The sequence below is a fragment of the Phaeodactylibacter luteus genome (assembly GCF_007993045.1).
Taxonomy (GTDB): Bacteria; Bacteroidota; Bacteroidia; order Chitinophagales; family Saprospiraceae; genus Phaeodactylibacter; species Phaeodactylibacter luteus.
In genome coordinates this window covers 1-21,462 of record NZ_VOOR01000057.1, presented here as the reverse complement: position 1 = coordinate 21,462, position 21,462 = coordinate 1, and the positions used below count along the sequence as shown (strand labels likewise).

Genomic DNA, 21,462 nt, shown 5'->3' with positions numbered 1-21,462 from the left:
CTGCAAGCCGTTCCCTTAGCTGAGTTGGAGATGAGGGCAACATCCTGTTGCCCTCATCCTCCTGACTCTGGCCTACAGCCTTAAGATTTTAATCTCCACCCGCTGATTCCTTCTCCTGCCGTCTTCCGTCCGGTTGGAAAACAATGGCTTCCGCTTGCCATAACCTTTGTAGAAAACACGCTCTGCCTCAATCCCTTTCCCAACCAAAAACTCGGCCACTGCCCTTGCACGGGCAGTAGACAATTGATCACAATACTCATCTGGTGGCAGGTTGTTGGTGTGGCCACCTATTTCCACTACAATAGATGGATTGTCTTTTAGGAAGAGGTGGATTTCGTTCAGCAAAGGCTTCACCTCATCTGTCAAGCGGGTGCTATCTGCCTCAAACTGCAGCTTCTGCATTTGGATGGTTTGCCCGCTCCTGACCGCACCCGAAAGCTCCTTGATCACCCGCTCTGATATTTCGAATGCCACCTCAACCTTACAGCTATTGGCATCTGCCACCGTTACGGTATACTTGCCCAAGCCAAGGTCTGTGGCTTCAGCAGTAGTTGCTCCGGAGCTCCAGGCATAGGTATATGGGGGCGTACCTCCGGAAGCTGCAACTGCTGCTTTGCCATCTTCGCTGGTGTCGCTAAAAGCAGGTTCTACTCTTTCCATTTCAGCACTTAACGGAGTGGGAGCGGTAAGTTCAAATGAAACAATTGCTTCATTCCCTGCCACATCAGCAACGGATACCGTGTAGGAGCCCGGCTGAAGCCCGGCTGCTGCCTCGCCCGTGCTGCCGTCGCTCCACGCATACGCGAATGGCGGCTTACCGCCTTTCACCTCCGCACGCAGCGCGCCCGTGCCCGCTGCACATGCGATCGGCTCAGCCACCGACACCGCAGCCGACAGCGGAAGGATGTTCTCACTGACCTCCACCGCAGCCACCGCCTCACAGCCGTTCGCGTCCGAGACCGTCACTTCGTAACGACCAGGGGCCAGGCCGGACGCTGATGCGCCCGATACGCCGCTGCTCCATGCGTAAGCATAAGGGGGCGTGCCGCCGGAAGCAGAAGCCTCAGCCTCGCCATCGCTGCTGTTCGTGCTCGCCGGGCGGGATGCCTCAGCTGTGGCAATCAGTGCTGACGGGGCTGACAGCTCGAATGTGGCCACTGCCTCCGTGCCTGCTGCGTCTGTCACGCTGACCGAAAATGCACCGGCAGACAGCCCAGCTGCTGCCTCGCCCGTGCTGCCGTCGCTCCACGCATACGCGAATGGCGGCTTGCCGCCTTTCACCTCCGCACGCAGCGCGCCCGTGCCCGCTGCACATGCGATCGGCTCAGCCACCGACACCGTAGCCGACAGCGGAAGGATGTTCTCACTGACCTCCACCGCAGCCACCGCCTCACAGCCGTTCGCGTCCGAGACCGTCACTTCGTAACGACCGGGGGCCAGGCCAGACGCTGATGCGCCCGATACGCCGCTGCTCCATGCGTAAGCATAAGGGGGCGTGCCGCCGGAAGCAGAAGCCTGTGCCTCGCCATCGCTGCTGTTCGTGCTCGCCGGGCGGGATGCCTCAGCTGTGGCAATCAGTGCTGACGGGGCTGACAGCTCGAATGTGGCCACTGCCTCCGTGCCTGCTGCGTCTGTCACGCTGACCGAAAATGCACCGGCAGACAGCCCGGCTGCTGCCTCGCCCGTGCTGCCGTCGCTCCACGCATACGCGAATGGCGGCTTGCCGCCTTTCACCTCCGCACGCAGCGCGCCCGTGCCCGCTGCACATGCAATCGGCTCAGCCACCGACACCGCAGCCGACAGCGGCAGGATGTTCTCACTGACCTCCACCGCAGCCACCGCCTCACAGCCGTTCGCGTCCGAGACCGTCACTTCGTAACGACCGGGGGCCAGGCCAGACGCTGATGGGCCCGATACGCCGCTGCCCCATGCGTAAGCATAAGGGGGCGTGCCGCCGGAAGCAGAAGCCTCAGCCTCCCCATCGCTGCTGTTCGTGCTCGCCGGGCGGGATGCCTCAGCTGTGGCAATCAGTGCTGACGGGGCTGAAAGCTCGAATGTAGCCACTGCCTCCGTGCCTGCTGCGTCTGTCACGCTGACCGAAAATGCACCGGCAGACAGCCCGGCTGCTGCCTCGCCCGTGCTGCCGTCGCTCCATGCATACGCGAATGGCGGCTTGCCACCTTTCACCTCCGCACGCAGCGCGCCCGTGCCCGCTGCACATGCGATCGGCTCAGCCACCGACACCGCAGCCGACAGCGGAAGGATGTCTTCTGTAATTTCAAGTGTAGCACTAGACGTACACCCTCTTTCATCAGTAACTTGAACCGTGGCCATACCTGCAGGAAGCTGAGTAGCCCGCAGAGCAGCCTCTCCGGTGGTCCAGCGCACTTGACAATCTCCAGTGCCCCCAGAAATCATAGCCTCAGCCACCCCATCCGCTGCATTTACAGAAGCGGGAGATAAGACCGTCGCTGTGACCTTTAGTTTTTCAGGCTCGGTGACCTCTAAGGAAACAGTGGCCGTTTGGTCGGCAGCGTCTGCAACAGTCAACTCATAGGTGCCAGCCCCAACGCCCTCTGCCCTATTGTCATTTAACGCATCGTGAGACCATCTATAGCTATAAGGTGGTTTGCCCCCATCCACAGCAGCTTCCAATACAGCGTCACGGGCATCCTTACAAGATACCGGCTGAGTTTCGGAGATATTCACAATCAGCGGCAGCAAAGCTTCCCCAATGACCACAGATGCCTGCGCTTTACAATTATTGGCATCTGTAACCGTCAATGCATAAGCCCCTGGCGCAAGCCCCTCTAAAGTGGGCTGTTTGCCCCCTGTTTCCCATTGGTAACTATAAGGCGGGGTGCCTCCGGAAGCAGAGGCTTCAGCCTGGCCATCTGTAGTGCCCGGTGCAGCGGTCGACAATGCGCGGGCACTCAAGGCTAATGGCTCCGGAGCGGTCACCTTGTAGCCCACGGTTTCCGTCTGCCCTTCTGCATCTGTAATAGTAACCTGATAAGTGCCTGCCCCTAAGCCCGTCAATTGAGCCGCTTCATTCCCGGCCAAGCTCCAGTTGAAAGCATAAGGGGGCTTGCCACCTTGTGGGACAGCTTTCAGGGCTGCGCTTTGGCTGCCCGCACATTTAAGCTCATTCACAAGTTCAATTTTTGCCGCAAGGGCTGCCGTTTTAGCCTGAATGACCACTTTGCCCACCTTAGCACAGCCTAAGCGGTCAGTCACGGTCACGGTATGCTCGCCAGGGGCAAGCGCCATGGCTTGGGGCTGGTTTTCGCCATTATCCCAAGCGAAGGAATAGGGAGGCATCCCCCCCTTAGCGCGGACCACTGCACGCCCATCCTCCGTTGCACCCTCGCTCACGGGGGCAACCATTTCCGCAGTAAGGGAGATACGGCGGTCAGGCACACTGATATCCGCCTCCCTTGACTTGCCCTTGCTATCTGTAATCGTCAGTTTATAAGTGCCAGGAGAAAGGCCTTTTGGGTTTTCCCCTGCTGCACTGCCAGACCACTCATAGGTGTATGGCGGTGTACCTCCCGAGACCTGCACCCGCAAAGCGCCATCGGCACCGTTGCCATTGCAGGTTACAGGGCTTTCCATTTCCACACTAGCCACCAATGAAGAGCCTTTCTGAATGACGTACAGGCCTTTGTCCTCAGTCCCAATCCAGACTGCGCCGTCCAAGTCTACCACGAGTTGGTTGGCAAACTCTGAGGTGTACTCTTCTGCCCCACCAAAGACCTGCCAGGAATCATCCTCTGGGCTGTAGCAGCTGATCACGCGCGAGGCAATCCACAAGCGCCCCTCCCCGTCAAGGGCAATATCTGTCATATCCCCTTCCACCCTGCCGGAGGGGATATCCAGGAGCTCCCAGGTATCTCGGCGGTTTACTTTACCGACCAAGCCGTCCCCCATCAGCCAGACCTGGCCGTTGCCAATGGCAATAGACTCGATGATGAGGCCCCGCTCTATTTCGTCCCATTTACCGGGCTGCCCGGCCAGGGCGCCATCATCGGTAGCCAGCCATATCCGGCCTTTGGCATCACGGGCGATGTCGTGTATGTAATTGGAGCGCAGTTTGGTATTGTCCATAGACCATTGGTCTTGGAAAGCAAGCGCCCCGTTGTTACGCTTCAGGCGATAGGCTCCGGTCAGGCTAGTGCCCAGCCAAATATCCTGGCCCACCTCATCATAGAAGGCCGCAGTGATGAAGTTGTCGGCATCCAGGATATTGCCAATGGCAGCCGTAAGCTCCTCCTTGCTCCAGCGGACGTCTGCGTTGCCCCCTCTGAACTGAAACAATCCCTGTTCGTTGATGCCCAGCCCCACCGGCTGTCCAAAGGTGGGAGAAACGACTTTGCGGGAGCCTTCGCCATTGGTCGCCCATTTGGTATTGTCGGCATCTACAAAAATATTCCGGACTGGGCTGCCCCACGGGAGGACGGTGCTGCGGATGACTTCAAGGTCTGATTGGCCGGCCAAATTAAGAGAGGTAAGGATCAGGGCCAAGGCCAGGCCGCTGTAGAGTTTGCTCATGGTAATGTATATTGCTTTTATGGCTCTTCAACTTTGGGCACACCGCCAGACAGTTGGCAAGGGCCTTGGCGGCAAAGGTACGGCAATGCAGGAGTTGTGCCAAATCAGGCAATAGGCATAACGCCATACCGCTCCGGGTATTTTGGTGCCCCGTAAAAAACCTATATTCGCGCCGTGGCATGCAGCGCCGGGCTTGTATTGGGCTAAGCTGCACCGCTGTCATTTCAAAACTGACCACCTGCTTATGGAAGCCGTACTGTACTATCTCATCATCAAGCCGTTGTCATGGCTGCCGCTGCCATGGCTGCACCAGCTGTCCAATATATTGTCATGGGTGCTGTACCGCCCAGTCAAATTCAGGAGCAAGGTCATCAGGGATAACATCAGCCGGTCTTTCCCTGAAAAGTCTGCGGCAGAGCAGGAAAAAATTGTACGGGGGTACTACCTCCACCTCACCGATCTTGTGGTAGAGGCCATTAAATCATTCAGCATTTCAAGGGCAGAGATCATGGGCCGCTGCCGGGCCATCAACCCCGAAATTTTCGCCCCCTACTATAAAAAGGGCCAATCGGTTATTGTAGCAGCGGGGCATTACAACAACTGGGAAATGGTGGCCACTGCTTTTGCCGCCCAGATTGAGCACAACTGCATCGGGCTTTACAAGCCGTTGAAGAGCGCCTTTTTCAACCAAAAGATAACCGCATCCCGGAGCCAGTTCGGCATGCGCATGGTTTCCATACGGGATACCCGGGAGTATTTCTCCACCGACAAGGGCACCAACCTGACCTTGTTCGCCACCGATCAGTCGCCCTCCAACCCCAAACGGGCCCATTGGGTAAAGTTCTTAAACCAAGACACGGGGGTGCTATTCGGCACCGAAGCCTATGCCAGGAAGTACCAGCTGCCGGTATTCTACGGTCATATTGAAAAAGTAGGCCGGGGGCGGTATGAGATCAGTTTTGAGCTGATCACCGATGCACCACAGGACATGCCCCAGGGCGCACTCACTGAAGCCCACACCAAACTGCTGGAAAACGACATCCGGCGAGCCCCTGAGTACTGGCTGTGGAGCCACAGAAGGTGGAAGCACAAGCGCCCCTCGCAGGAAGAGATGGCAGCGGCTAAAGATTGAGCCAATAGGTAGCTTTCAGTACGATAGCGCGGTTTTTGCCTTTAGGCTGTTGCCAAAACTGATCTGAAAAGTAATTGTCCGTGTAGACCAAAAACAAATCGGATACCGGGCGGAAGCGCCACTGCAGCCGGGTGTTGATGTTTACATTGTCCGCCTGAGTGTTGTACTGCAAAAAGGCGCTGAAAAAGACAGAACGGGAGAAAGAGAGCTCCGCCCTTGGCCCTACCAGCCATATCTTGGCAGAGCTGTAGGGGGAAGGCAGCGCAATATCCGTATAAGCTGCGGACAGGGCAATCACGCCTACCGGCTGCCAACGGAAATTGGCATCTATTTCTACGCGGGTAAAATCCGCGTTGAAAAAAGTGCCGTGCTCTACCCCTGCGCTATAGTAGAAATCCTTTCTGACATCAGAATCAAAGGACAGCGACCAAGTCTGATAATGATAACCTTTATTTGCGGGGAGCTCTTCTCCGCCTGTATTCGTGGGGTCAAAAGGGTTGAACAGGAATGTGTAGGAATTGGAATAATTGAGGCTGACCTGGCTCTGCCCGGGCAGCTGCACGAAAGCCCCTCCGGAGAGGTTGCGGTCTGCCAGTTGAAAATCATCGGGCTTGCTGAAGAGGAACTCCGTGCGGGCTTCTAGCCCGAAAGCGATGACCCGCCTGGCCCACCATTCTTTTTGGGGGAAGATCAGGTGGGTAATGCCAGGAGAAGTTGACAGGAAGCCAGTACGAGGCACAAAGCCAATCTCAGGGTTGTGGTTGGCGCCAACATAATGCGTGGGCGCAAAAATCCGCCACCTGCGCAGGTAATGGCCAATGAACAGGGCCGCCGCCTGGGCGTCAGCCTGCTCATTTTGCCCAAAAGACCGATGGTAAAAAGCCTCCGCCTCCCACTTGTTGTCTTTTGAGAACAGGTTGTATTCAATGCCTGCTGCACGGTTGGCCGCGGCGGGGTCTACCTCGTACCCTCCATTCCCATCGGGCCGGAAATTGATTTTATTGGTAAAAATCCCGCCTACATAAGACCGGTCGAACACTTTGCGCTGCAGTACCCCCACGGCGTAATTGGCCGGAGCAATGTCAGCAGCCTGGACTGGGCCGGTCTGCATATTGAGCAAGCCCACACGCCAATTGTTGTCCAGCTTCCCGCTGATGCGAGCGCCAGCCTGAATAGGTACATTGAGCGTGCGGTCTACCTCTATCTCCTGGCCATCGTTGTCAATTTTCCGCAGCGTCCCCCTGGCGATGCCTATCCGCCGGCTGAAAAAAGGCCGGGAGCTGGGGAAGCCGAACTTACCGAACAAATCCTCATTTTCTAAAAAGAATTGCCGGCGCTCAGGGAAGAAAAGCTCAAAACGGCTTAGGTTGGTCAGTTGCCGGTCTACCTCCACTTGGCTGAAATCTGGATTGAAAGTCAAATCTAAATTGAGGGAGGGCGTAAGGGCCACTTTGGCGTCCCCGCCAGCATTCCAAGTGGTTTCGGAAGGCAAGTTGAACTCTGCGTCTTCATTTATGCCACCGATGGCGTAAGGGATAAGCGAGACATTGAGCCCTGGCCGTGGCGGTGGGGACGCCCAAAGCACCTCTCTGGCAAAAGCGAGGTTGTTCACCCCGAACTGACGGGGCACTGCGCCCCAGCTGGACTGCTCGTTTTGGCGGACGGAAATGCGCGTGAAGTTCATCCGCCACCTATTGTCTGCATCCTGCCTTTTATAGCGTAAGGTTTTGAAAGGGATGGCCATTTCCACCACCCAATATTCAGGGTGGTTGCCCACGGCTGAGTACCACTTATTGTCCCAGTCTGTAGAAATATTGTTGCCGTTATCGATCAGCCCTTCCCGTTGAACATTGAGGGGAGAGACGGCAAAGTGGAAGCCATTAATTTTATCCCGGAAGGGGTCTATATTAACGGCGAACACATCGCTTGGCCCAAATTCGAAATCCCTTCTCAGCGAAGTAACGATATAGTCTTCCTTAGGCTGATAAATTTTAGCGGCAATGTAAAGCGCTTCATCGGTAAAGGTGACCCGCACTTCTGTAGGGAGCTCCGCAGCCGAAGTGTCAAAAGGGAAGTTTTGTACAAACTCGCTGGCTACTTCAGCACGTTCCCAAGCCGCTTCTTCCAATTGGCCATCTAGTACGATTGGACCTGCTGACTTTTTCACCAACAGGCCGGGAAAGGGCTCTGCTGTTTCTTGGGCATGCATACTGCCCAGCAAAAAGAAAGAAAAAAGAAAAAGCCTAAATATATTCATAGTAGCAGCACCTGCGATAGCCGTTGCCAGCTGCAGGAATTGGTTTTATTGACTAATGGCCAGGGTTTACAGGCAGTCTTTCCCGGAAGGGGAAGGGCTGCGAACCAAAATATCGCAGGCGCCACGAGCTATCCGGGCTTTATTTAGCCTGGCATTGGCCTAGCGCTGCGCAGGGGTGGCCGAAGGCCAGACCCGACGCCTGTAGGGCGAGGGGCCGAGCGGACAGCGAGCCCCGGAGCATAGCGGCACCTGCCCGCTGGCAGGGGCAGGCCCCGTCTCGAGAAGCAGGCTGGGCAGGCAAAAAACGACAATCTGGTTTGCGCCTATAGAAAGCAAGTTAATCCTCTTCTACCGTATCAACGACTACCGTTTCGATATGGTACTCGAAGAAGCGGACGAACAACTCCCAATCCAGAGGGCTAGGCCAATCGCTCTCGTCCATGCACCAATCTTCCAGGAGCGCGCCGAGCAGATCGCTTACGTTCTGCTTAAGGTAAGCCTCGACCTCTTCCACTCCGTCAAGGTCAGGCAAGAGGAAAATGTCCTGTTCATCGTGCTGATCCATGTCCTCAAAACTGACCGGATCTTCCGGGAAGATTTCGTTGGCCCAAGCGATGAGGGCAGGTTTGGGCCGGGTCACCACGGCAGTACGGTTGATGCGGAAAAAGTCCATGTGGTAGTAGCTATGCCCCGGCGGTACCGGGAGGTGAAAGATTATTCTTCGTTCATGTTATGAAAGACGTTGGTCACATCATCATCTTCCTCCATCTTTTCGATAAGCTTGATGACGTCCTCTACTTCTTCATCAGACAGTTCCTTGTAGTGGCCTGGTATGCGGAGCAGCTCCGATTCTTTGACCTCCAGGTTGAGCGCTTCCAGCCCCTTTTGCAAGTTGCCATAATCTTCGAATGCGCAAGTCAGCACAATCTGGTCCTCCTCCCTGCGGAGCTCTTCGAGCCCGAAGTCGATGAGTGTGAGCTCCAGTTCTTCCATATCCTGCCCCTCGGCATCCACCTTGAAGTTGGCCTTGCGGCTGAACATATAATCCACCGAACCGGAAGTGCTCAGGTTGCCGCCGTATTTGGAAAAGATGTGGCGCACGCTGGCTACGGTGCGGGTAGGGTTGTTGGTCGCAGTTTCTACAATGACCGCCACCCCGTGTGGGGCATAGCCTTCATAGACCAGTTCTTCGTAATTCTCGGCATCTTTGGAGACCGCCTTCTTAATGGCGTTTTCCACGTTAGCCTTGGGCATGTTGGCCGTTTTGGCATTCTGTATGGCAAGGCGGAGCCTGGGGTTGTACTCCGGGTCAGCGCCCCCTTCCTTTACGGCAATGGCAATTTCCCGCCCAATGCGGGTGAAAGTTTTGGCCATATTGGCCCAGCGTTTCATTTTTCGTTCCTTGCGGTATTCAAACGCACGTCCCATGTTGCTGTAGCTTGTGGTTTATAAAATAGCGGTCTGGGCGATACCGCCCAAGCCTGCGCCCTGCCGGGCAAACATGCCGCTCCCGGGGGGCGCTTGCAAAATTAGAATTTCCCGAATAGGAACAACTTATTACAGCGGGTCTTTTTTTGCAAAAGATAACGTACCTTCTGCCCAAATAAAACCACCTTATGGAATACTTGGTCATAGACCTGGAGATGTCGGGAGACGACCCTAGCTACCACGATGTCATCGAAATTGGCGCCGTAGCCTATTCGGAGGACTGGGCAGAGCTGGGCCGCTACCAGACTTATATCTACCCGGAAAACGAAGAAGCCTTCTCCAAACCCTCTGAAGCGGTGCATGGCATTTCGCTGCAGCAGCTCAAGGACGCGCCTGTGCTGGATGATGTGCTTCCTGAATTTGAGGCTTGGATACTGGGGCTCCGCCATAAAAAACCCGACCCCTTCGACAACTCCCGCTTGTTGCGGCATACCATGATCGCAGGCCTTGGCATCGTCAATGATTTTGCGTTCCTGAAAGCTGCGTATGGCATTATCAACCGGAAGTGGCCTTTCAGCTACCGCATGTATGATATGCAGTCGCTGACACACGCACTCTTCCCTATTTTCCAAGCGGCTGGAGAGCCCATGCCACAGCGGCAGAGCCTTACCGCTATTGCCGCTTTTTTTGGGCTGGAACGGGAAACGGACGAGCACAATGCCCTTGAAGATGCAGTGCTAACTGGCCGCTGCTTTATCGCCCTGAACAAAATGATGGCCCGCCTGACCGTCAGCCCGGCTTAGGGCATATTTGCATGCCCTTAAGGCAGGAGCTCAAGCACCAAGGCGCCGTGTGCCGGCAGCTGTAATGGAGAAAGCAGGCTGAACACATCCCCCGTAGCAATATCCCTGGCTGAGGCATAGCCCTGCATCGGCCGGGCAAACCGCGATGTGCTGACCGCTTTGGGCGCTTCGTTAGCATTGTACACGACCATTACCGTCTTGCGGACATCATAACGGAAGTAAACGTACACCCCATCCTCTGGAACATACTGCATCAGCTTGCCACGGTGAAGGACCGGGTTCTCTTTACGGTACTGAGCTAACGACCGGACGTAGCTGAATGCCTCCTGCTCCTCGGCCGTGCGGCCCTTCTTTTTGAATTTGTCCACTTTATCGCCTGGCCAGCCGCCGGGGAAATCAATGCGGCCGCCTTCACCAAAAGCCCCTCCGGGCTCGCCCGTCATTAATATTTCTGTGCCGTAATAAATCATAGGTATCCCCCTAAGCGTCATCAGCAGGGCCATAGCAGATTTGTACTTTTCCAGCTCCCCACCCAGGGCGATAAATATGCGGGTCAGGTCGTGATTATCCAGAAAAAGCACATTCCGGTAGGGGTCTTCGTACAAGAAATCCTGGGCCAGGGTATAATACAGGCGGGCCACCCCGCTCGTCCAGCCCTGCCCTTGCTGCAAGGCTTCCAGCATAGCGTAGTGCATTTGGAAATCGGTCACCCCCGGCAGGTGGGCATTGTACCCCTCTTGGAGGTTGTTGCCCTGTGTGAACTGCGCCTGTACGGCCGGGCCGTGCACCCAAGTTTCGCCAAACAAACCAATGCCGGGGAACACCTGCTGCATGGCCGCTGCCCACCAAGACATAAAGCCAGGGTCCGGGTAAGGGTAAGTGTCTATGCGGTAGCCGTCCTGCCCCGTTTCAGCCACCCACCAAATGTTGTTCTGCAAGAGGTAGCGGGCTACCCTGGGGTTCTGCTGATTGAGGTCCGGCATGTGGCGGTCAAACCAGCCGTCCAACATTTGAGAACGGTCTTCTGGCGCGGCATAGGGGTCCATGATGGTAGGGGCGCGGTATGTTGTTTTTTCAAACTGCGCGCCCTGATGTATCCAATCTTCCTCGGGCAGGTCTTTGATCATCCAATGCTGATCGCCTACATGGTTGTGCACAATATCCATGATGACCTTGATGCCCCGCTCGTGGCACAGGTCCACCAACTGCTGATACTGCTGATTGGTGCCCAGCCGGGGGTCAATCTGATAATGGTCTGTAGTAGCATAGCCATGGTAGGATTCGTAGGGCTGATCGCAAGCCAGCACAGGATTGAGCCAGATAGCCGTGACGCCCAGCCCCTCCAAATAGTCCAAGTGCTCCATGATCCCGATGAGGTCCCCACCATGCCGGAAGAACACATTGGCCCGGTCGATGCCAGTTTGTTGGGTGCCCGGCACTACGTCATTGCCGGTATCCCCATTGGCAAAGCGGTCGGGCATGATGAGGTAGATAAAGTCTTCTGGCCCTATGCCGGCAGGCTGCCCAATGCCCTCTGCTGCTTTAATGGTGTAAGGTATGGAACGTTCGACGGAGCCGCAAGAAAGACGGATTTGTGCAGTGCCCGGCTGCAGGGATGGGCTCACCCTCAGATTGAGGAAAAGGTAATTGGCATTCTGCACCCGGTCTACGCTTTCCAGCTGCAGCCCAGGGTAGTCGAGGGTTACTTCGCAGGTGCCAATCTGCCCATCGTAGACCAGCAGCTGAAGCTCAGGCCAATCGAGCCCGGCCCACCAATGCGGAGGCGCTACGCGCGGCTCGGCCACTTGCGGCAGCCCTTCTGCGGTACGATAGCGGTAAGCGGCCTCCTCTACCCCTTCGGGAAAACGGGGAGATTCTTGAGCGGGCAGAAATTTGACAAAGGTCATGACTGCCATAACAAAGGCAGTGATTTTCATCAACAGTGAGTTCATGTTTAATGGGTTCTTTTGCAATGAGCGGGAAATATCCATTGGAAAACTGGCGAAATGCTCCGCTATTTTCTCAATATAATCCAAAATTAAGTAGGGCGAATGGATTTCAAAAAATATATTTGCTTTTGAGTTGGTTTATAATTTACATTAAGTTTGCTTACAGAAAACGCAACCTACCTGCAACATACTAACAAACAGCGGGTTATTGCTGCGCAAAATCGAGCCCTTAATGTGTAACAACTACACTTACCCTGCCGGAGCATGGCGCCGGCAGCAGATTTTTTTTGGATTTAACCTAGTCTGATTCAAGGGCCTCTTTTCCGGCCTTTGTTGTATGAACCTTAATCAAAATGTAGCTTTATGAAAAACCTTTTACGATGGGCTGTTGCTCTGGCAGGCGTGCTGTGCGTAGCACAAGCCAGCTGGGCGCAGGGCAAAGTGCAGGGGGTAGCCACTGATGAAAATGGCGAGCCCCTAATTGGTGCTACGGTCCTGCTTGTAGGCAGCAGCCGGGGTACCGCCACCGATTTTGATGGCAACTACCTTTTAGAAAATGTCCCTTCGGGCGAGCAGCAGATCCGCGCTTCTTACACAGGATATGCCGACCTGACCAAAACCATCACGGTAGCAGATGGGGAGACCATCACCCTTGATTTCACCTTGGGCGAAGACGTAGAAGTCTTGGACGAGGTGGTGGTCATCGGTTATGGCAGCGTCCGAAAGGAAGACGCTACGGGCGTAGTCGCCAAAGTGACCACCAAAGACTTCAACCGGGGCGCGATCGTTTCCCCGGAGCAGCTCATCACCGGCAAAGTGGCCGGGGTACAGATTGCACCGGGCGACGGCTCTCCGGGAGGTGGCTCCGCTATCCGTATCCGGGGCGCTACTTCGCTGAATGCCAGCAACGAGCCCCTCTTCGTAGTGGATGGCATGCCACTGGACAACGAGGGCACGGCAGGCGGCCGGAACCCACTGAACTTCATCAACCCCAGCGACATTGAGTCGTTCACCGTGCTGAAAGATGCTTCCGCAACAGCAATCTACGGCTCGCGGGGCGCCAACGGGGTCATCATCATCACCACCAAAAAAGGAGAGGCCGGCAGCCGCCCGCGCGTCAATTATGACGGCTACTACACCGTCAATGAGCTCCGGGGCGAGCCTGCCATGCTCGATGCAGGCGCATTCCGTGATCTGGTGACTTTCCACGCGCCCAGCCGCCTTTCGCAGCTCGGCAACGCCAATACCAACTGGTTTGATGAGACCCTGCGCACGGCACAGGGGCAAAGCCACAACCTCAGCGTCTCCGGTGGGGGCCAGGACTATGGCTACCGCATCAGCGCAGGCTTCCAGGAGCTGGAGGGCATCATCCGGAGCTCAGAGACGGAGCGCATCAGCTATGCGCTCAACTACAACCATAAGCTGCTAGATGGCAACCTCCTGATCAACACCAACCTGCGGGGCGCGCGTACACAAGATGTATTTGACCCGGGCATAGGCGCTGCATGGGAGCTCGACCCTACACAGCCTGTGCTCGACCCCGCCAATACTGCATTTGGCGGCTATTTTGAGTATGGCAACCCTCTTGCCCCGCGCAACCCCGTCTCTGCTATTGAGCAGCGGCAGGACCTCGGGCAGTCTTTCCGCAACATCGGCAACATGGATATGGAGCTGAAGCTCGACAACCTGCTTGAAGGGCTTAGCCTGAAAGGCAATGTAGGCTTTGACATCAATCAGGGCGAGCGTACTACCTTTGAGCCTACGACTTTTGTCAATACGCAGGTCGCCAACTACAATGGCCGGGTGCGCGTGGAGAACTTTACCCGCACCAACTACCTCATGGATGCCTACCTGAAGTATCAGCGCAGCCTCAATGAGCGCAACCGCCTGGACTTGACCGTTGGTTATTCTTACCAGGACTTCAACGAAGAGTACCCGATCTTTGAAGGGCAAAACCTCCCGACAGACCAGTTTGGGGCCAACCGCCCTGATATTGCCGAGGATGTGTTCCCTTTCAACACCAGCTTTGAGAACCGCCTGATCTCTTTTTGGGGGCGGGCTATCTACAGCTTTGACGACCGCTATGTGCTCACGGCTACCCTGCGCCGGGACGGTTCCACGCGCTTTGGCCCTGAAAACCGTTGGGGCTTGTTCCCCTCTGCTGCACTCGCTTGGAGGGTGCTCGAAGAAAACTGGGCAGAAGGCCTCAACGACCTTTTCTCTGACCTCAAGTTCCGCGTCAGCTATGGCGTGACCGGCAACCAAGAGATTGGCGATTACCGCTACCTCTCACAATATGCGATCAGCGATCAGCGCGCACGCTACCAGATTGGGTACAACGCAGATGGCACGCCGATCTTCATCAATACTGCCCGCCCGGATGCCTATGACGCTGGCCTGAAATGGGAAGAAACGACTTCCTTCAACGCTGGCCTTGAATTTGGTTTTGGCAACGGCCGCATCTCTGGCTCGCTGGAGTACTACGTCCAAAACACCAATGACCTGCTCTTCGACGTAAACGTGGCCGCAGGCACCAACCTCTCTGACCGCGTGCTGACCAATGTGGGCGAGCTGCAGAACAGCGGAGTAGAACTCTCCCTGACCGGTACAGTTGTCAATACTCCTGAACTAAGCTGGAGCTTGAGCGGCAACATCGCTTACAACCGTACAGAAGTATTGGAGATCAGCAATATCGCTGGCAGCGGTGGCATCCTCCGTGGCGGCATTTCTGGCGGCGTGGGCAACAACATCCAAATCCTACGCGTCGGGGGCGAAATTGATGCGTTCTATGTCTACGAACACATCCTTGATGAGAACGGCAACCCGGTCAACGACGTAGCAGACCAGCCGATGTACGTAGATCAGAACGAAGACGGGGTGATCAACGAGGCCGACCGCCGTTTGTACCAGTCGCCTGCACCTGACATCATCTACGGACTGACGTCAAACTTGCAATTCAAAGGTTTTGACCTTGCGATGACCCTCCGTGGGGCTGTAGGCAACTATGTTTACAACAACAACGCTTCCAACCGGGGCTTCTACAACCGCATTACCGGCTTGCCTGGCTTTATGAACAACGTGCATGAGTCAGCTTTGGTAACAGGCTTCCGCAACCCGCAGTACTTTTCGGACTACTACGTGGAGGATGCCTCATTCATGCGTTTGGACAACATCACCTTAGGCTACACTTTCCTGCCTAAGCGCGGCGTTTCCAGCCTTCGGCTGTACGTAACTGGCCAAAACCTTCTGGTTTTCACCCGGTACAGTGGGCTTGACCCAGAAGTGGGCATCGGAGGCATAGACAATGCCCCTTACCCAAGGCCTATGGGCTTCATTTTTGGCGCAAGCCTTGGCCTATAATTGTTTGAACTAAAAAAGAACGATCATGCAAAAGATCCTCACTATAACATTTGCAGGCTTACTGCTCGCGCTTGGGGCTTGTACCGACCTTGATGTGCAGCCGCGCAACAACCTGACGCCGGATGTCTTTTTCAGCACCGACGATTCCTACGAGCGTTTCCTGACCCGTATTTACGCTGGCTTGGCAGTAACTGGCCAAGCTGGCCCTGCTGGCAACGCCGACATCAAATCGCTCGACGAAGGCTTCTCGAGCTACCTCAGGCAATACTGGCAGCTGCAGGAGCTGCCCACTGACGAAGCGGTTATTGCCTGGAACGATGACGGGCTGCCCGACCTGGTCACCCAAAGCTGGAGCAGCAACAACCAATTCGTGAGGGCCATGTACTACCGGGTATTCTTCCAGGTGTCTATGGTCAACGAATTCCTCCGGGAGGCTACGGATGAAAAGCTCGACGCCCGGGGCGTGAGCGAAGAAGTGGTTGCGCAAATGCCTACTTTCCGAGCAGAAGCCCGCTTTTTGCGAGCGCTGAGCTACTGGCATGCAATCGACCTCTTCGGCAACGTGCCATTCTTTACCGAAGACCAAGCAGTAGGCGCTACCGCACCCCGGCAGGCCGGACGCCTGGAGGTGCTAGAGTACATCCAAGCCGAGCTCAAGGAAATCGAGCCTTTAATGGCAGAGCCAGGCACTGCTGCATACGGCCGGGCCGACCGGGCAGCGGTTTGGATGCTGCAGGCTAAAATCGGGCTCAATGCACCGGTATATGGCGCTACCCCTGCCTACAATGAAGTGGTTGATGCTTGCAATAACATCATCAATAGCGGTGCCTATGCACTTATGGATACTTACCACCACAACTTCCTGGCAGACAACGACCGCTCTTCAGAGTTCATTTTCTCTGTCAACTTTGATGGGGAAGCGACTCAGACCTTTGGCGGCACGACTTACTTGGTGCACGCAGCCCTCGGCGGCAACATGACCGACGCAAACTACGGCGTGGTAGGCGCGTGGGGCGGCCTGCGCACCACACCTTCTCTTGTAGACCTCTTCCCGGACGAGACCGGCAACATAGACGAACGGGCTATCTTCTTTACAGATGGGCAGACCAAAGCAGTAGGGGCCATCAATGAGTTCACCAACGGCTATGCCGTGCCCAAATACCAAAATGTGACTTCCGATGGGACGGCTGGACAAGACCCGACTTTTGTGGATACCGACTACCCGATGTTCCGTTTTGCTGAGGTGCACCTGATCTACGCAGAAGCTGTGCTCCGGGGGGCAACCAACGGTGATATCGCTACTGCCGTAACGCTGATCAATCTTCTGCGCGAGCGGGCCTATGACAGTGCCGCAGGCCAGATCACCGCCGATGAGCTCACCCTCGACTTTATCCTCGACGAGCGGGCACGGGAACTGTACTGGGAGGGCCACCGCCGTACCGACCTGATCCGCTTCGGGCAGTTTACCGAAAAAGGGATCTGGGCGTGGAAAGGCAATGTGGCTGAAGGGCAGGAAACACCTACCTTCCGCAACGTTTACCCTATCCCGGTCGAAGACCTGCTCTCTAATCCTAACTTGGTGCAAAACGATGGCTATTAATCTGCCCCTTTGCACACCAGATTTTAACATGAAAAATTTTCTTTGATATGAAATCATTGATTTATCGGATAACACTGCTGGCTGCTGCCGCACTTGCTGTCTTCGCCTGTACCAAGGACGAGATAGATGTAGCAGCGCTGACAGACTTCCCCCCGGGCATTGTCTCAATTTTCCCGGCAGACAACAGCAAGATCGTAGTAGGCAACTTTGATGTGAAAGCCATCTTCGCGGATGGGCAGGCCTCGCCACTTTCCGAAGCGAGCATTGAGATCAGAGACGAGTTCGGCAATGTCCTCGGCGGTGCTACCAAGGCCTTGTCGGGCACACAGGACAGCCTGGTCATCCCTGGCGCAGACTTCAACGCGGAGCTGCTCGGGGCGGGCTTTTACACCCTGGAGGTGGCTGTGACCGATGCTAAGGGGCAATCAACCAACCGCAGCACTACATTTGAGATATCCCTTCTGCCGTTCGCTGCCAACCACAATGAGATGTTCATCGCTGGCGCGTTCAACGGCTGGGGTGCCGACGTCATGGAGCTTGTTGCAGACCACACTTGGGAAATCCGCGGTGTGGACCTGCAAGGCGAAGCTTGGAAGTTCAAAAACTGCTTTGACTGGTGCGATGAGGACTGGGGCGATGCAGACTGCAACGGCTTCATGGAAAGCAATATGGGGCCTAATGGCAATGGCGATACCGCCTGCGGCTTCTCTGGGGAAGTCAATATCACCTTCAACGATGAGACACTGGAATACACCGTGCGCCCTGCCGTAGACTTGGCCAGCAACGTTTCCGGGCTCTACCTGTTGGGCAGCTTCAACAACTTCTCTGGCAGCGAGTTCAGCTTCAGCCTGACCGAGGACAACACATGGGTCCTGGCAGAAGTAGAGCTGCAGCCCGGCGATGAGTTCAAGTTTGCTGAAATGCCCAACTTTATGGGCAAGAACTTTGGGGACGACAACGGCGATGGCGTAGCAGAAGAATTTGGCGGCAACGTCATGTTCAACGGAGATGCCGGGGTTTACAAAGTCACCTTCAATGATGCCTCACTGGCCTATGAGCTGGAATTCCTGCGCGAGCCTTTCAATATCGAATCTGTTGGCATCATTGGCTCTGCCACACCGGGCGGCTGGGATACCGACACCGATATGAGGGACAACGGCGATGGCACCTACTCTATTTTGGTCGGCCTGCTCGATGGGGAAGTCAAATTCCGGGCCAATAACGACTGGGCGATCAACTGGGGGTCGCTTGACTTCCCAAGCGGTACAGGCACACAGGATGGGGACAACATCCCGGTCACTTTCGGCCTGTACAACATTACCTTCAATGCCCTCACTGGCGAATATTCCTTTGAGGAAGCTTCAGTGGGCCTGATCGGCTCCGCCACACCGGGCGGTTGGGACGCAGACACCGATATGGCACCTGACGCCAACGATCCATCTGTGCAAACGCTTACAGTAGAACTGATTGACGGCGAGGCGAAGTTCCGTCTTAACGATGACTGGGGCGTCAATTGGGGCGCCCTCGACTTCCCCGCTGGCACAGGCATACAGGATGGCGCCAACATCCCGGTTGCTGCTGGCACTTACACCGTTACCTTTAATGTACTGACCGGGGCTTACAGCTTCGATTAGGATTAAGGAAGGGCTGCCAAGCCCGTCTTGGCAAAGCAAAGAAGGCCTCTACTGGTTAAGAGCGTGTTGGGACTTTAGTAATTGGTCTGTCCCGCTAAGCTAGCGGGACACTTTTTCGCCTATACTTCGCCCCGAAACTTTGGCTAAGCCCCGGTTTTCGGGCTAATCAAGGCGAAGGTTCGCGGCTTTAGCCCGAGCTAAAGGAGCGGTTCTTTAACGAAGAGTAGGCGGAAAAGAACGAAACTTGGGGTGTCAAGGATTTATGGCTCGAGGCACTAATTTTCGACTAGAAGACCAAAAACCCAACACGCTCTAAAACCCCAGGCAGGGGCCTTCTTGTTGCTTAGCGTATGAAAGTACAGATGATAGCTGCAATCTCCCGTGGGGCTGCTATTGGGAGAGGGGGCGATGTACCCTGGGAATTGCCCGATGATGAAGCTTTCCTGCTCGATCAGCTGGACGGCGCATTCCTGATTTCCGGGCGGAAATCTTACGAATCGCCCCAAGGGGAAATGATTTTCACCGGCCGCCCACATACCGTAGTCACCCGCCAAAATGGCTATGTGCCGGCTTTCGGCGGGGCGGTAGCCCATAGTGTCGAACAGGCCTTTGAGCAGGCCAAACAGTCTCGGTACGGCCGGGCAATCGTCTTGGGCGGCGAAAAGATATATGAACTAGCCCTGCCTTATGCGGACGAGCTGCTGCTCACTGTAGTAGACACCGAAGTCCCTGAGGCTGATGCATACTTCCCCCGCATCAGCCACCAAAATTGGTCCGCCTCTTGTATTGGGCGCCACCCCAAAGACGAGCGGCACGCTCATGCTTTTGCTCTCATGCGCTACACCAGAACATAATACCCTCATTTACAGCTGCATAATCAAACTTTTGCCCTTAGCAGAACGTTCTTAAGTTGTGTTTGGCGCTCATTATTTAGAGTTCGTTTGTACTTTACCCTTCGGGCTGCTCATACAACATCAGCCTTGCCCTCTCCTACCCTGCCGGGCAAAGTGGCCAAACGCCAATAGTTTTTTTACGAACAATCGCGAATATGGAGTTATTCATTGCCCTCCTGGCCGGAGCAGCAACTGCACTGATTTATGGTTTTACCAAAGCGCAGCAGCGCAAAGCCCGTAAACGCCGGGCTCCCCACCCGGCCTTGGATACACAGAACACGACCAATTACAATATGGAAATCCTAGAGGAAGCCCCTCTGAAAAAACTGACCCCCGAAGAGGCCAACCGCATGATCGAACATTGGAAAAGGGGAGGCTACATCCCCTCCCACCGAGAGTTCTACGCAGTGCAGCGGGTGCTGAGAAGAGAAGCGAAGCGGGAAATAAAATCCGTACAGGAAGAATCATAAGCCCCCTTCAACCACATCGTTGAAGCAGGCTTAGAGCACCTCCAGCCATTTGAGCCGGATTTTTTCCATGCGGTAAGAAAGATTGGCCATCCAAAAGCCTAGCAACGTCCATCCGATGATAGCCGGATAAAACACCATGCGCATGGTGTTGTCCAAATCTTCCCCTCCAAATGCTGGGTTGCCCCCCGCGCCGGGGTGAAGGCTGTCGGTCAGGCGGGGAATCACATAAATCAAAGGGATGAGCGCTGCAAAAGCAAAGATGTTGTAAACCGCAGATACCCGTGCTTTCTTGTCCGGGTCTTCAAATACACCGCGAAGGATAAAATATGCCAAGTATATCAACAGGGCAATCGCAGTCATATTCTGTTTCACATCCCCGCTCCAATAAGCCCCCCAAGTATTTTTCGCCCAAATGGCGCCGGTGGCCAGCCCCAAAATCCCGAACAATATCCCAACCCTGGTGAACGATTGCGCCCGGCAGTCTGCCTCTAAGCTGCCCCCCCTGAGGTACCGGACACTGAACAGGACCGAGCCCATAAAAATAAAAACCATCGCGAACCAAAGCGGCACATGGAAATAGGTGTTGCGGATGGTCTCGGCCAGGATGTTGCGGAAGGGATAATCAAAGCGCCACTCCTCATGCAAATGCGAGATGGCAGCGTTTTGCCACTGCTGCTGCCCCCTTGCCGCATCGATGCTGTCTTGGGTCACAAATACAGCGCTAGGCAGTACAGCTGTCCCATCTGCCTTGGAGTCAATCACGAGGGTAAAATCTTGTACTTTGCGCCCGACAGGCAAAAAAGCAGGGATCTGGAAAGCCGCCCTAAGGTGCCTGTCGTCCTCTACTGTGATATCCTGAGCAGCGATAGCCCGTTCGTTGTCCAATTTCAGCCAAGCCCGGGGCGCTTCCCCAGAAGCATAGTTGGAATTGTAGCCGGTCACTTGCAAAACGGCCGTATCGCCTGTGGAGAGGCTGCCCGGGCTCACTTTTACGATGCCAGGGGAAACCGGGGCCAGCAGCCCTGCTAGAAAAACATAAATCAAAATGGCTACACCTGCTATTTTCCACCAGTGCTTTTTCATAATCAGAAGGTTCTTTTGACCGGCAGCCTGTTGGTTTGGCCGGACGGCAAATATAAAATATTTAACCTGCCCGGCAGAGCTCTTGTTCAGGCATTGCAGCCTTATGGCCGCGATGGGAAAAGCTTACGCCTGCCGATCCGATAGCCTGCTTGCCGCCCGCCGATATGGGCGTGAACCCAAATGCCACAGGCGTTGATGCTTTTCGGGCTCTAGTGCCTCAAGTCATAAATCCTTGCCACCCCAAGTTTCGTTCTTTTCCGCCTACTCTTCGTTAAAGAACCGCTCCTTTAGCTCGGGCTAAA

Annotated in this window: 13 protein-coding genes; 7 read left to right on the top strand and 6 right to left on the bottom strand. The window is 55.3% G+C overall.

From position 1 onward, the window contains the following. Nucleotides 1–72: 72 nt before the first annotated feature. The gene (locus tag FRY97_RS18920) at nt 73–4,551 is read right to left on the bottom strand and encodes an OmpA family protein (RefSeq protein ID WP_147169140.1); all 4,479 of its coding nucleotides are present in this window, start codon (nt 4,549–4,551) and stop codon (nt 73–75) included. Between the two features lie 145 nt (nt 4,552–4,696). On the opposite strand from FRY97_RS18920, the gene FRY97_RS18915 reads away from it, so the two are divergent. Further along, complete coding sequence (locus FRY97_RS18915) at nt 4,697–5,683, top strand: lysophospholipid acyltransferase family protein (protein ID WP_262712247.1); 987 nt, start codon at nt 4,697–4,699, stop codon at nt 5,681–5,683. Here the strand turns inward: FRY97_RS18915 and FRY97_RS18910 are convergent. The 3 genes from FRY97_RS18910 to FRY97_RS18900 form a co-directional block, all read right to left on the bottom strand. Further along, on the bottom strand, nt 5,673–7,892 hold the full coding sequence (locus FRY97_RS18910; protein ID WP_170254753.1) for a DUF5916 domain-containing protein: 2,220 nt from the start codon (nt 7,890–7,892) through the stop codon (nt 5,673–5,675). The two genes, FRY97_RS18915 and FRY97_RS18910, sit on opposite strands and share 11 nt — an antisense overlap. Nucleotides 7,893–8,277: 385 nt before the next feature. Next, nucleotides 8,278–8,613, bottom strand: a complete 336-nt coding sequence (locus FRY97_RS18905) for a hypothetical protein (protein ID WP_147169137.1) — start codon at nt 8,611–8,613, stop codon at nt 8,278–8,280. 41 nt (nt 8,614–8,654) lie between these two features. Then, the gene (locus FRY97_RS18900) at nt 8,655–9,368 is read right to left on the bottom strand and encodes a YebC/PmpR family DNA-binding transcriptional regulator (protein WP_147169136.1); all 714 of its coding nucleotides are present in this window, start codon (nt 9,366–9,368) and stop codon (nt 8,655–8,657) included. Between the two features lie 188 nt (nt 9,369–9,556). Between FRY97_RS18900 and FRY97_RS18895 the strand changes: the two genes are divergently transcribed. Continuing rightward, nucleotides 9,557–10,171, top strand: a complete 615-nt coding sequence (locus tag FRY97_RS18895) for a 3'-5' exonuclease (protein ID WP_147169135.1) — start codon at nt 9,557–9,559, stop codon at nt 10,169–10,171. Between the two features lie 17 nt (nt 10,172–10,188). On the opposite strand, the gene FRY97_RS18890 is transcribed toward FRY97_RS18895, so the two are convergent. Beyond that, nucleotides 10,189–12,123, bottom strand: coding sequence for a glycoside hydrolase family 13 protein (locus FRY97_RS18890; protein WP_170254750.1), 1,935 nt, complete (start codon nt 12,121–12,123; stop codon nt 10,189–10,191). A 360-nt stretch (nt 12,124–12,483) separates the two neighbouring features. Between FRY97_RS18890 and FRY97_RS18885 the strand changes: the two genes are divergently transcribed. From FRY97_RS18885 to FRY97_RS18865, 5 genes are all read left to right on the top strand, one after another. Then, on the top strand, nt 12,484–15,480 hold the full coding sequence (locus FRY97_RS18885) for a SusC/RagA family TonB-linked outer membrane protein (protein ID WP_147169133.1): 2,997 nt from the start codon (nt 12,484–12,486) through the stop codon (nt 15,478–15,480). A gap of 25 nt (nt 15,481–15,505) precedes the next feature. Then, nucleotides 15,506–17,080, top strand: coding sequence for a RagB/SusD family nutrient uptake outer membrane protein (locus tag FRY97_RS18880; protein ID WP_147169132.1), 1,575 nt, complete (start codon nt 15,506–15,508; stop codon nt 17,078–17,080). A 47-nt stretch (nt 17,081–17,127) separates the two neighbouring features. Then, nucleotides 17,128–18,714 (top strand): SusF/SusE family outer membrane protein, encoded by a 1,587-nt coding sequence (locus FRY97_RS18875; protein ID WP_147169131.1) that lies wholly within the window; start codon nt 17,128–17,130, stop codon nt 18,712–18,714. A 350-nt stretch (nt 18,715–19,064) separates the two neighbouring features. Then, on the top strand, nt 19,065–19,568 hold the full coding sequence (locus FRY97_RS18870) for a dihydrofolate reductase (protein WP_147169130.1): 504 nt from the start codon (nt 19,065–19,067) through the stop codon (nt 19,566–19,568). A gap of 194 nt (nt 19,569–19,762) precedes the next feature. Further along, nucleotides 19,763–20,077 (top strand): hypothetical protein, encoded by a 315-nt coding sequence (locus tag FRY97_RS18865; protein WP_147169129.1) that lies wholly within the window; start codon nt 19,763–19,765, stop codon nt 20,075–20,077. A gap of 30 nt (nt 20,078–20,107) precedes the next feature. On the opposite strand, the gene ccsA is transcribed toward FRY97_RS18865, so the two are convergent. Further along, complete coding sequence (ccsA, locus tag FRY97_RS18860) at nt 20,108–21,160, bottom strand: cytochrome c biogenesis protein CcsA (RefSeq protein ID WP_147169128.1); 1,053 nt, start codon at nt 21,158–21,160, stop codon at nt 20,108–20,110. Between the last annotated feature and the right edge of the window lie 302 nt (nt 21,161–21,462).